This is a genomic window from Amycolatopsis nigrescens CSC17Ta-90, assembly GCF_000384315.1.
Classification (GTDB): Bacteria; Actinomycetota; Actinomycetes; order Mycobacteriales; family Pseudonocardiaceae; genus Amycolatopsis; species Amycolatopsis nigrescens.
In genome coordinates, this window is the sequence record NZ_ARVW01000001.1 from 2,126,868 (window position 1) to 2,139,033 (window position 12,166).

At 67.4% G+C, this 12,166-nt stretch carries 9 protein-coding genes and 1 pseudogene; 4 read left to right on the top strand and 6 right to left on the bottom strand.

All coding sequences use genetic code 11. From position 1 onward, the window contains the following. The first annotated feature begins 91 nt into the window (after positions 1-91). A complete protein-coding gene (locus tag AMYNI_RS0109745; RefSeq protein ID WP_020667820.1) occupies positions 92-2,392 on the top strand; it encodes an ATP-binding protein in 2,301 nt (766 codons plus the stop codon). Between the two features lie 57 nt (positions 2,393-2,449). On the opposite strand, the gene AMYNI_RS44260 is transcribed toward AMYNI_RS0109745, so the two are convergent. Further along, positions 2,450-3,151 carry a lipase family alpha/beta hydrolase gene (locus AMYNI_RS44260; RefSeq protein WP_020667821.1) on the bottom strand — a complete coding sequence of 234 codons (702 nt, stop codon included), beginning with the start codon at positions 3,149-3,151 and terminating at the stop codon, positions 2,450-2,452. 120 nt (positions 3,152-3,271) lie between these two features. Beyond that, the gene (locus AMYNI_RS44265; RefSeq protein WP_026360241.1) at positions 3,272-4,213 is read right to left on the bottom strand and encodes an RICIN domain-containing protein; all 942 of its coding nucleotides are present in this window, start codon (positions 4,211-4,213) and stop codon (positions 3,272-3,274) included. 335 nt (positions 4,214-4,548) lie between these two features. On the opposite strand from AMYNI_RS44265, the gene AMYNI_RS48060 reads away from it, so the two are divergent. The 3 genes and pseudogenes from AMYNI_RS48060 to AMYNI_RS50505 form a co-directional block, all read left to right on the top strand. Beyond that, positions 4,549-4,851, top strand: coding sequence for a transposase (locus AMYNI_RS48060; RefSeq protein WP_169515727.1), 303 nt, complete (start codon positions 4,549-4,551; stop codon positions 4,849-4,851). Then, on the top strand, positions 4,841-5,290 hold the full coding sequence (locus AMYNI_RS47160) for an IS3 family transposase (protein WP_051116294.1): 450 nt from the start codon (positions 4,841-4,843) through the stop codon (positions 5,288-5,290). Before AMYNI_RS48060 ends, AMYNI_RS47160 begins: the two co-directional genes overlap by 11 nt. A 12-nt stretch (positions 5,291-5,302) precedes the next feature. Further along, positions 5,303-5,866: pseudogene (locus AMYNI_RS50505) on the top strand (DDE-type integrase/transposase/recombinase); the annotation flags it as partial. Positions 5,867-6,263: 397 nt separating this feature from the next. Here AMYNI_RS50505 and AMYNI_RS0109765 read toward each other — a convergent pair. The 4 genes from AMYNI_RS0109765 to AMYNI_RS44275 form a co-directional block, all read right to left on the bottom strand. Next, the gene (locus AMYNI_RS0109765) at positions 6,264-7,145 is read right to left on the bottom strand and encodes an LLM class flavin-dependent oxidoreductase (RefSeq protein WP_020667822.1); all 882 of its coding nucleotides are present in this window, start codon (positions 7,143-7,145) and stop codon (positions 6,264-6,266) included. A 190-nt stretch (positions 7,146-7,335) separates the two neighbouring features. Next, positions 7,336-9,636, bottom strand: a complete 2,301-nt coding sequence (locus AMYNI_RS0109770) for an ATP-binding protein (RefSeq protein ID WP_020667823.1) — start codon at positions 9,634-9,636, stop codon at positions 7,336-7,338. Between the two features lie 480 nt (positions 9,637-10,116). Next, positions 10,117-11,553 carry an MFS transporter gene (locus tag AMYNI_RS0109775; protein ID WP_020667824.1) on the bottom strand — a complete coding sequence of 479 codons (1,437 nt, stop codon included), beginning with the start codon at positions 11,551-11,553 and terminating at the stop codon, positions 10,117-10,119. 19 nt (positions 11,554-11,572) lie between these two features. Further along, positions 11,573-12,067 (bottom strand): MarR family winged helix-turn-helix transcriptional regulator, encoded by a 495-nt coding sequence (locus AMYNI_RS44275; RefSeq protein WP_020667825.1) that lies wholly within the window; start codon positions 12,065-12,067, stop codon positions 11,573-11,575. Positions 12,068-12,166: the final 99 nt, after the last annotated feature.

The following is a 12,166-nucleotide window of genomic DNA, read 5'->3' on the forward strand; positions in this document are numbered from 1 at the left end:
CTTTTCGGCAGGGTCACCAGCACATGACCGACGAAAGGATCAGCGGCCGGGATTCCCGAAGCCGCGACCGGATCGGCCCTATCCTCATGCGGTGGCGGTGGATGACATGGCGATGGGGCCGGGACTGACCAGTTACGTCGGCCGTCGCAGCGAGGGCGACGAGGTGCGGCGGTTGCTCGGCGACGCCCGGCTGGTGACGCTGACCGGTCCCGGCGGGGTGGGCAAGACCAGGCTGGCCGAGCAGGTCGCCGCCCAGGTGTGCCGCGCGTTCCCGGACGGTGTGGTCGGTGTGCCGCTGGCCCAGCTTCGCGATTCCAGTTCGCTCACCGGGCTGGTGGTCGACCGGCTGGGGTTGCACGACGTGTCGAGCGGATCGGCGATGCAGACCCTGCGCGACTATCTGGCCGAGCGGCGGCTACTGCTGGTGCTGGACAACTGCGAGCACCTGGTCGAGGCATGCGGCGAGCTGGTCACCGAGTTGCTCGGGAACTGCCCGCGGCTGGTCGTGCTGGCCACGAGCCGGCGGTCTCTGGCGGTCGCGGGAGAGCAGTTGCTGCCGGTGCCCCCGTTGGCCGTTCCGGATGACGGTGGCGCGCGGTCGCCGGCCGAGCTGGTGCGTTACGACGCGGTCCGGCTGTTCGTGGACAGGGCGAGCGCGGTGTGGCGGTCGTTCCGGGTGACCGGCGACAACAGCGCCGACGTGGCCCGGTTGTGCCGGCAGCTGGACGGGCTGCCGCTGGCGATCGAGCTGGCGGCGGCGCGGATCCGCGTGCTGTCTCCTGGGCAGATCGCCGATCGGCTCGGCCGTAGCCTGGCGCTGCTCGGCGGAGGTGCGCGCACGGCGCCGGATCGGCATCAGACCCTGCGTGCGGCCGTCGACTGGAGCTACGAGCTGTGCGGTGAGGTAGAGCGCTCGGTGTGGTCGCGCTCCTCGGTGTTCGCTGGATCGTTCGACCTGGCGGCGGCCGAATCGGTGTGCGCGGGATCCGGGGTGCCGCCGGATCAGGTGCTCAGCGCCGTCGATGGGCTGGTGGACAAGTCGGTGCTGCTGCGCGGCGGAGACGAGGTCACCGTCCGGTACCGCATGCTGGAAGTCCTCCGCGAGTACGGCCAGGAACGGCTGGCTCAGGCCGATGAGACGGCGTCGGTGGCTCGTCGCCATCGTGACTACTTCGACGAAGTGGCGGCGCAGGTGGACGCGGAGTGGTTCGGTCCGCGGCAGCAGGAATGCTTCGGGCGCCTGCGCGCCGAAGACGCGAACCTGCGGGCGGCGCTGAGCTGGTCGATCGCCGAGCCGGGGGAAGCGGGCGTCGCGGTGCGGATGGCCTCGCGCGTGTTCGAGTACTGGGTGATGCGGGGCATGCCGCGGCAGGCGCGGACCTGGATCGAGCGGGCCGTGGCCGCGGGAGGGCCGGACCTGCCCGGTCGTGCCAAGGCATTGAGCCTGGCTGCCTTGGCCGCGGCGTTCCACACCGACTTGGACCTGGCCAGGACACGAGTGAACCAGGCCGCGGAGGTCGGCGATCCGGAGGCCGAGCCCTACATCGACCACGTGCGCGGTTTCGCCGCGATGCTGAGCGTCGAGCCCGCAGTGGAACTGGCCGAGGCGGCGGTGCGGGCCTTCGGCGAGCGCGGCGACATCCGCAGGCAGATGCATCCGTTGTTCATTCAGGGCGTCTCGGTCGCCCACCGCGGTGATCTCGACACCGGTCGGCAGCTGCTCCGGCGGATGATCACGTTGAGCGGGGACGCGGGTGAGACCCACTACCGTTCGATGGCCCTGTTCGGGCTGGCCGTGATCGAGGTGTGGTTCGGGGACGCCGAGGTGGCCTTGGACGCCGGCCGGGAAGCGCTGCGAATCGACCTCGATGCCGACGATCAGCTGTCCGCCGCGTACCGGATGGACGCACTGGCCTGGATCGCCGCGCGCCAGGGCGACCAGCTGCGGGCGGCGACCCTGTTCGGCGCGGCGGCCGCGCTGTGGGATCGCTGTGGCGCGGCACCTGATGTCGCGGTGGGCGCCCCGCACAGGATGTTCCTGGAACGTTCACGCGAAACACTGGGCGACACCCGCTTCGACAAAGCATTCACCGAGGGAAAGGCCATGCCGCCCGGCGATGCGGCGAACTTCGCGCTCGGCGGCCGGCTCACGTCGGCACCGGCCGCGGACCAGCCGTCGCCGCTGACCCGCAGGGAGGTGGAGATCGCGGGCCTGGTGGCGTCGGGACTGACGAACCGGGAGATCGCCGGCAGGCTGGTGATCTCCCAGCGCACCGCCGACACCCACGTTCAGCACATCCTGACCAAGCTCGACTTCACCAACCGGGCCCAGATCGCCGCGTGGGCGACCGATCAGCGGAACACCTCGCAAGCAGGCAGCGGCAACCGCTGACCGCTGGAACGGTGCGCGGCCCCAGGACCGACCGGCCAGGGCCGCGCACCACCGAGGTCAGGCCAGCGCCTCGGCGACCAGCCCGGCTACCCCGTTGTCCCGCAGCATGCCGAGATGGGTCACCCCGGCGACTTCAATGTTGTTCAGCCCCGGCAGCACCGTGCTGTTGGCCGGCGTGACGACGCCGTCGGAAGGCGACCAGATGGTCGTGCCGCTGACGCCGGGCGGCAGCGACTCCCCCGCGTTGAGCCGCGTGAGGAACTCCGAACCGGGAGTCATCTCGCGGGCGGTGATCAACCAGGAGCCGAGGCCGGCGTTGGCGCTGCCGTTGTTCGGGCCTGCCAGCGAAACCCAGTCGTCGACCTTACCGGCACAGCCGGTGTACTTGATGCAGTAGCGGCTGTTCAGGCTGCCCATCGAGTGGCCGACCACGTCCACCTTGGACGCCCCGGTAGCGGCGAGCACCTCGTCGACCTTGGCCGCGAACTTCTCCGCTGTGGTGACGTTGGACTGCGAAGTCGAGTTGTAGCCGAAGGTGATGAGCTGGTCGTCGGTGTAGCCGGCCGCCTTCAGCTTGCTCTTGAGCGCGTCCCAGTTCGACGGGCTGCCGAACAACCCGTGCACCAGGAGCACCGGATCCTTGCCGTCGGCGAGCGGTGCCGCGGCGGCGGTGAAAAGCGTGGACTGGAATCCGGCTACCCCGGCACCGACCCCGACGACCAAACCGATGACCGCGACCATGCGGCGGATGCGCTTCATTGCTGCTCCTCATGTCGGCCCGCGGCCGGTCGCTGCGGGTTCAGGAGCGTCACGGTCTCGTAGCCTCCCGGTCTCCGGCGTCCGCGAAACTACGTACCTTTCAGCAGGGCCCGACGTGGCTCACCACGGCCCGTTGAACGTCCAGGCCTGGTGAGCTCCGACGCCGCAGTCCCAGAGCCGCACCCTGCTACCGTTGCCGCCACTGCTGCCGGGCTCGGTGCCGAGGCACCGGCCGCCTGCCCTGCTCTTGATCTGGTTGAAGCTCTGGAACCATTGCTGGTTCAGCCCACCGTTGCAGTCCCAGAGCTGGACAAAGGTTCCGTTGCCGCCGCTGCCGAAGTAGTCGGCGTCCAGGCATCGGCCACCGTGCCGGCTCCGGATCTGACTGCCGTCCCAGAACCATTGCGAATTGGGCAGACCCCAGCAGTTCCAAAGCTGGACCTTGGTTCCGTTGAGGCCGCCGCCGCCATAATCCGCGTCCAGGCACTGGCTGGTGGACTGGCTCTTGATCGTGTCACCGGTCCAGGACCAGGACAGGAAAGAACTGCCGATTCCGGTGAAGCAGTCCCAAAGCGTGACCTTGGTTCCGTCCGCGCCCGAACCGTTGGCGAGCAGGCACCGCCCACCCGCGCGGGTACGGATGGTGCTGCCGTCCATGTACCACTGCTGGTTCTGCGCGCCGTTGCAGTCCCAGAGCTGGATCTTGGTTCCGTTGCCGCCGCTGCCGAAGTAGTCGGCATCCAGGCAGCGCCCACCGTCCGCGGTCCGGATCGTGTCACCCTCCCAGCGCCACCACTGATTGGCTCCGCCGGTACAACTCCAGACCTGCACCTTGGTGCCGTTCAACCCACCGCCACCATAATCCGCGTCCATGCACGACAAATTGGCACCGTTCCGCAGCGAGAACCACCCGTGTGCCAGAACTCCGGCCTCGGACGCCGCTCCAGCCGAGGTATCGGCCGGGTTGGAGGCCGCGGCCACCTCCGTCAACGAAGCGAGCAAGGCGACGCCGATAACGAGCGTCGCCACCAATCGGAATACCGAAAACAGCACTTTCTTCACGCTTATCCCCCTCCGGCGACGTCATCCCACCGTGGAACGACGCTCGCGCAGCATGCTGCGCCGGGACCCCGATTGCCCACGGCGCCCCATGCCGGAAGTGTCCGCACCCGGTGAGTTCGCGCGGCAGTCACGAACGGGAGCCCGTTCGGGCAGCGCGCACTGCCCGAACGAGCGCACGCTCAGAGAGCGCGATGCATGATGTGCAGCCCGACGTAGCCTTTCGTCGGGTGCCGGAAGCCCTCAGGCACCGTGCCCACTATCTCGAAGCCGTGAGCCGCCCCGAAGCTTCCGGACAGTGGATCAACTAAGATTCACTTCGGGAAGCGAGGTTGCTGGTGTCATCGAAACGGAGAAGGTTCTCTCCTGAGTATCGGGAGCAGGCCGCAAAGATGGTGGTCGAGACATCGCGCCCGGCGGCTCAGGTTGCACGAGAGCTTGGGGTCGGTGAGCAGACCCTGAGGAATTTGGTCAGCAAGTATCGGCAGGTCCATTCAGAAGATGAGCCGGCTGTGGAGCTTGATCTCGACGAACGGGCACAGCTTGAAGAGTTGAAGCGGCAGGCTCGGGAGCTCAAGATGGAGAACGAGTTCCTAAAAAATGTGCGGCGTACTTTGCTCAGAATCAACAGTGACCGATAAGTACGAGTTCATCGAGTCACACAAGGTCGACGAGAAGAAGTACGCCTATCCTGTTCTGTTCATGTGTACCCATCTCGAAGTGCCCACATCTGGTTTCTACGAATGGAGGTCCCGGCCGGAGTCGGCCACAGCCGAGCGACGCGGGAAACTGAAGGTTCTTGTCCGGAAAGCGTTCGACGAGTCGGATGAGACCTACGGCTATCGGTGTGTGCATGCCCAGCTCCGGCGATGGGGCGTCCTGGCCGGGCCGGAGCTGGTCCGGTCGGTGATGCGTGAGCTGGACCTGGTTGCCTGTCAGCCACAGCCGTGGCGCTTCAGCCTCACCGAAGCTGGCGCCGCCGGCCCCATCCCTGACCTCGTCGACAGGGATTTCACCGCCGACGCGCCAGGAACGAAAATGGTCGGTGACATCACCTACGTCCCAACTTGGGAAGGGTGACTCTATCTCGCGACCGTCATTGACTGCCACACCAAGGCTGTTGTCGGCTGGGCCATGGACGATAACTACAAAACCCCACTCATTTCCGCTGCGATCGCCATGGCGGCACGAACACAGACACTGTCTGATGACGCGATATTCCACTCCGACCGCGGCAGCAATTACACCTCAGCGGACTTCGCAGAGACCTTGAAGTCACTCAAGATCAAACAATCGGTCGGCCTGACCGGGATCTGCTACAACAACGCGATGGCGGAGTCGTTCTTCGCCGCACTGAAGAACGAGCGGGTCCACCGCACCGAGTACCCAACTCTGGAGCACGCACGACAAGACATTGCAGATCCAAGTAGCATGGATTCATCTCTAAATCACTGTCCGGAAACTCCGGGGCTCACCACCAGATGCCGCTTCCGCACCCCCGTGTTCCGAATCAAGCGAAGCGCCAAGGGAAGCTGCGGCTTTCCAGCATGTAGTCTTTCAGCGAATTCCAGGGTCTCTTCCATCGTGATGACAAATTCCGGCACACTCACCGACGGCTTGCACAGCTTTGGCATGTCTGGAGTCGACCTTCTGTAGAGTTCAGGTTCCGTACCTAAAAATCTCTCCGTAGTCCCCCGATATTGCCCGGGCAACCCACGGCACGGTCAGCCGCAACATCGCCGCCACGGCACACCTCCAGGATCGGCTCGGGCATACGCCCAGTACCATCGCCCACCCTGCTTGCTATTGGCTTGCCATCGGCTTGCCGCCGGCTCGAAGTCAGCAGTACCTGCGCTGCAGGTACTGCTTCGCCGGCATCGATTTCACCTATTCACCTAACCACCCAGCCAGGTGACCTGCCTTGGCCAATGTTTGCCTTGCCGAAAAATAACGCCCGACCTGCGAAAGCCGCAGTGCCGGGCGATCATGAAGACGGTGCAGGTCTACCGGCAGCAGAACGCGCCGGCGCTGTGTCAGAGCACCATTCCGGGTGCTACCCGCGTGCGTTGATCAACTCGATCGTCGATTCCAGCACAGCGAGGCTGGTCCCCGCGGGGACCAGGATGAACTCGTCCAGCCCGGCCTCCTCGGCGCCGTCCAGCGCCCGGTTCACCGCATCGGTGGTGAAGGTCGGCATCGCCTCGGCGAACGGCCGGGTACCGGACCCGAAGATGGCCAGGTACTCGGCGGTGAACTCACGCAGCCGTGGCCCCGGCTCGGGCTCGCCCAGCAAGTAGAAACAGCCGCTGAGCAGACGCGGCGGCTCGCGGTCGGCCGCGCTCCAGGCTTGTCGGGCGGCCTGCGCCGCAGCGGCCATCTCGGCAGGATTGCCGGCCACGCTGAAGCTCACAACCCCGTCGGCCCACTTCGCCGCACGGGCCATCGCCTTGGGACCGAGCGCGCCCGCCAGAATCGGCGGTCCGCCAGGCTGCACGCACGCGGGGCCGATCGGGTCGGCCTCGGCGAAAGGTGGCTTGCCTGCCCACAGCGACCGCAAACCGGCCACCCCCTCGTCCAGCCGCGCGTGCCTGCGGTCGAAGGATGCTTGAAGCGAGCGGTAGTCGTGCTCCCGGCCACCGACCCCGACACCGAGGGTGACCCGGCCGCCGGACAGCACGTCCATCGTGGCGACCTGCTTGGCCACCAGCGCCGTCGGATGCGCGGGCAGCACGGACAGATTGATGAAGATCCGCAGCCGTTCGGTGAGCGCCGCGGCGGCGGCCATCGTGATCCACATATCCGGGTTATGGAAGGTCATCCGCTCGCCGCAGGAAATGCTGGCGAACGGGCCCTGCTCGGCCAGCCGACACCAGTCCACGGTAGCTGCGCGGTCGTAGCCACGGCACATCGTCGGCAACGCGATCCCAATGTCCATGGCGGAACTCTACCCAAGAACAAGAACGCGTTCCACCTCTCGCATTCGGCGCAGACTGCGGGCTGAGGGACGTCTCGTACCTGGTGTTGTGGTTGGTGTGGCTGGTGCTGCGACCAGTCAACGAGAACAATGCTGTACAGGTTCGCGATTTCCGGAGACGGTGTCCGCGAGGTTTGCGCCTGGACGGCCTTCAGCCCTTTGTCATCCAGACGGCGATCTGTGCGCGGTTGGTGCGCCCGAGCTTGGTGAGAATATGGGCGACGTGGGTCTCCGCGGTGCGGCGAGCGATGACGAGCCGGTCGGCGATCTCCTGGTTGGTCAGGCCCTCGGCGACCAGCCGCGCGATCTCGGTTTCGCGTGGGGTGAGCACCTCGGCAGACGGCGCCTGCGCGGGGCCCGGCGGCTCGCCGAGCGCGTAGGTGATGGCCTCGTCGAGGGGCATCGCGACACCGGCGGCGAACTCTTTCGCGGCGACGTCCCAGCCCAGCGCTCCGGTAACCGTGTCGGTGTCGGCTTGCAGCGGTTCGATGAAGGCTTGATATCGGGTCGGCCAGGCGCCCAGGGTTTGCCAGACGCTCATCGCGGCGCCTTGCAGGATCGCGGCCCGGTTGGGCTGGCCGGTGCGTGCGGCGCATCCGGCCAGCACGGTGAGGGTGAACCCGATGACCACGCGGTCGTCGACCTGGCTGTGCAGGCGCAGCACGTCCTCGCAGTATTCCCGGGCAACGGCGAGGTCGCCGTCGAGGTATTCGGCGGCGCCACGGGACCACAGGGCCCACCCGCGCCAGAACACTTCACCTCGCTGCGCGCAGGTGTTGACGCATTCGGTGAGCACAGCGCGGCCGTGGTCCATGTCGCCGGCCAGCGCGACGGCAAGGCCGTAGTTGTAGCTCGACCACAGCCGGCCGCTCTCGTCACCGTGGGTGCGGAACATGTCGATGGCGATGCCGAACAGCCGTGCCGCCTCGGGCATGTCGTTGCCGATCAACGCCGCGTAGGCGCGCACGTGGTGCACGTAGGCGCGGGCGTGGTCGTCATCGCATGCCTCCGCCTCAGCGGCGGCACTGTCCACAGCGGACTGGTAAGCGGGCTGATCGCCCTGGACCAGGGCGAGGAACGCGGCCAGCCACCGCGCGTGCGCCCGCTCCGGCACCCCGGGTGGCGCGGCCGCGTCCACAGTGGACAGCCACAGGCGGCCTTCGGTGTTCAACCCGCGCACGATCCAGAACTCCTTGACATCGCACAGGATCCGCAAGCCGACGACCGCGTCGCCCGGGGTGGTGGCGCAGTAGTCCAGCGCGGCGCGGAGGTTGGCGTGCTCTTGGCGCAGCCGCCCGATCCACCCGAGCTGGTCGGTCACCAGCCACTCGGAGGCGTAGCGGGCGGCCAGCTCGGCGACCCAGTCCCGGTGCCGCGACCGCACGGCCGGCAGCTCACCGGAGCCGTGCAGCTGCTCGGCGCCGAACTCGCGCACCGATTCCAGCATCCGGTAGCGCACGCTGCCGGCGTGGTCCTCGCGGAGCAGGATCGACTTGTCCAGCAGCCCGTCGACCGCCTCCAGCACCCCCTCGACCGGCAGGTCCTCGCCGGAGCACACGTGTTCGGCGGCGTCGAGGTCGAAACTACCGGAGAACACCGACGCACGTGCCCACAGCAGCCGTTCGCGCCCGGTGCACAGCTCGTGGCTCCAGTCGATCAGCGCCCGCATCGTCTCGTGCCGCTCCGGCCTGCCGCGGCGGCCCCCGGACAGCACCGTGAACTGGCGGTCGAGCCGGTCGGCCAGCTGGCGCACCGAGAGCACCCGCGACCGGACGGCGGCCAGTTCGATGGCCAGTGGCAGCCCGTCGAGCCTGCGGCAAAGCCGGATCAGGTGCTCGGTGTCGCCGCCGGTGAGCCGGAACGACGGCACCACGGCCGTCGCCCGGTCCACGAACAACCGCACCGCGTCATAGCCCTGCGCACCTTCCAGGGATTCCCCGGGCTCGGGCACCGACAGCGGCGGCACCGGCAGGATCCGCTCACCCGCCACACCGAGCGACTGCCGGCTGGTGGCGAGCACCCTCACCTCCGGGCACGTCCGCGCGATCGTGTCGGCGAACCAGGCACACGTGTCCACCAGGTGCTCGCAGTTGTCCAGCACCAGCAGCAGCTTGCGCGACCGCAGCGCCTCCACGACCACTTCGACGGCCGGCCCTGCCGACCGATCGCCCAAGCCGAGCACGTTGGCCACCGTGGGCACCAGCAGCGCGGGCTCACGCACCTCCGCCAACGACACGAACACGACCTCGCCGGAAAACGCCGCCCGGCAGGCCGCGGCCACCCGCCCGGCCAGCCTGGTCTTACCGACCCCACCAGGACCGGTCAACGTGACCAGCGACGCGATCCCCAACAGACGGCGAGCCTCCGTGGTCTCCACGGTCCGGCCCACATAGCTGGTCACCTCAGCCGGCTCCCCAGCCCATACCGGCAGCACATCGACCTCGTTCCCCACATCACCTCCCACCGCCGCGCCTCCATCGTGGACACCCGCCGTCACCGACCGATCCCCGAGCACAACCCGAACCAGATTCAGGACCACCCGACAGAAGCCCGAGAATGAACCGAGGTCGCGGACCGGGACACCTCCCGAGGTGACGGAGTACGGCCTGCCCTGGGCAGGGAAAGTTATCACTCAGAGACGAGATCAACCATCCGGACATGACAACAGATGCGTGATCATGAAGGCAACATTTGACATCCGCACATAAACGTGCTGCGACGCGCACCGCGAACCCGCCACCTCGTCACGCCTGGCTGTTACCTGCCCGATCACGCCCATCGCGGAACCACGCCACCGGCTGGTCACAGCAGGCCGATCTGGCGCAGTTTCCGTGCTCGCATTCAGCTCCCGCGCTGGAGCACAGAACCACCCCGACCCGGCACGAAGCGAGCTGGCCATGTGACCTCCTTGGTGCCGGGCGGACTCGCCGGGTCAAGCGGGCAGCTGCTCCCGTCGCGAGTGGATGAGCGTCGCGGTGATCACGCCTCCGACGACGTACAGCGCGGCCACGATCAGCAACGCGATGTGCATGCCCGATTCGAAGCCCTCCTGGCGGCTCACCAGTCCACCGAGCAGCGCGACCCCCAGCACGGAGCCGACCTGGCGGGCCGAGGTCATCACGCCGGAAGCGATGCCCAGATGCTGTTTCGGTGCGTCGACCAGTGCCGCGGCGGCCACTCCAGGCTGCGACGCCGACTGGCACACGCCCAGCAGCACCAGTCCGATCGCGATGGTCCAGTACGGGGTCTGCTGGGTGCTCAGCGCCAGCACGATGCTCGCCGCCGCTCCGGCTAGCTGTCCCAGCAGGAGCGTTCCCCGGATCTTGTTCCTGCCGATGAACTTCCCGGCGACCAGCGGGCCCGCCACCGTCACCGCCGCGAACGGCAGCAGGGCCAGCCCGGTCAGCCAAGCGCTGTAGCCACGTTGTCCCTGCATGTACAGCGACAGCACGAACATCTGCCCGTAGATGCCGACGCTGAGGATCAGGCCGACCGTCGAGGCCGCGGAGAACTGGCGTGTCCGCACCAGCGCCGGCGGGATCATCGGAGCGGCGACGCGTCGTTCCACCGTCGCCGTGCCCACCACGCAGAGCACGCCGACGACCAGGCTGCCCAGGACGACCGGGGAACTCCACCCTCGCCGTCCCGCTTCCGTGAGCGCCAGCGCGAGGGCGGCCAGCATGACGATGCCGAGTACCTGGCCACCGATGTCGAACCGGTGCCGGTGTGTCGCCGTCTCCGGGGTGTTGCGGACGAGCAGCCACAACGCGACGGCCGCGATGGGGAGGTTGATGAAGAAGATCGCCCGCCAGCTCAGGCTGTCCGCCAGCAGGCCGCCCACGAGCGGCCCCAGCACGGTCGCCGCCCCGGCGACTGCCGCCCACTGACCGAACGCGCGACCGCGAGCGGCGGGCTCCGGGAAAAGGCTACCGGCGAGGGAAAGGGCCGTCGGCAGCATCATTGCGCCGCCGATCCCTTGCAGCGCACGCGCCGCGATCAACAGGGGAAGCGACCCGGCAAGACCACAGAGCAAGGAGGAAAGCGCGAAGACGACGAGACCGATGGCGTACACCTTCCGGCCGCCGAGCCGGTCGGCCGCGGCCCCGGCGGAAAGCAGGAGCGCGGCGAACAAGAGGTTGTAGCCGTTGACGACCCACTGCGCCTCGGTCAGGGTGCCCTTCAGATCCTGCTGGATGTGCGGGACGGCGACGTTCACGATCGTCGTGTCCAGCACGATCACGAACACGCCGATCAGCACGCCGAGGAAGGCGAGTTTCGGCGATGTACCACGCGGCGCGGATTCCGCCTCCGCCGTGGGGCGTGACCGTCCCCCGTCGGTGCTGAGGTTCGAGTCGGACCTTTCCACCATGCTCCACTCTCTTACTGGCTTACTCGGTGTGCCCCTGATCGAGTTCCTTGTCGGAGGTGACCTCGCCGATCCGGTCGATGACCTTCTCGCCGATCCGCCGGAGTTCGTCCCGCTGCCGTTCGGTCAGGATGTCGAGCAGATAGCTCCGGACGCTCAGCGCGTGCCGCTTGGCGGCCGCCCTGAGCATGTCGATCCCGCGGTCGGACAGTTCGACCGTCCAACCGCGACCGTCGGTGGGACTGGCCCGCCTGATCACCAGGCCGTCCTGTGCCAGCTTTCCGACGGCGTGCGTGATCCGGCTGGGCGCCGACCTGGTGCCACGGGCCAGTTCGGTCAGCCGCATCTTGTTGTCCGGTGCCCTGCCGAGCACGAACAGCACCTCGTAGTAGGTCCGCGGGATCCCGACCTCGCGTTTGAGATCGCAGTCGAAATTATTGAACAACTCCCTACTCATCGTGGAGAAGGCGCTGTAGACACGCTGCTCGTCTTCGGTGAGCCAGTCGAAATCGATCATGGGCACATTTTAACAGGTTACTTCAGCGCTGAAGCATACTGCGCTCCGCGAGTTACTTCAACACTGGACTACTTCGGCCTGGCACTGCTAGCGTCAGCA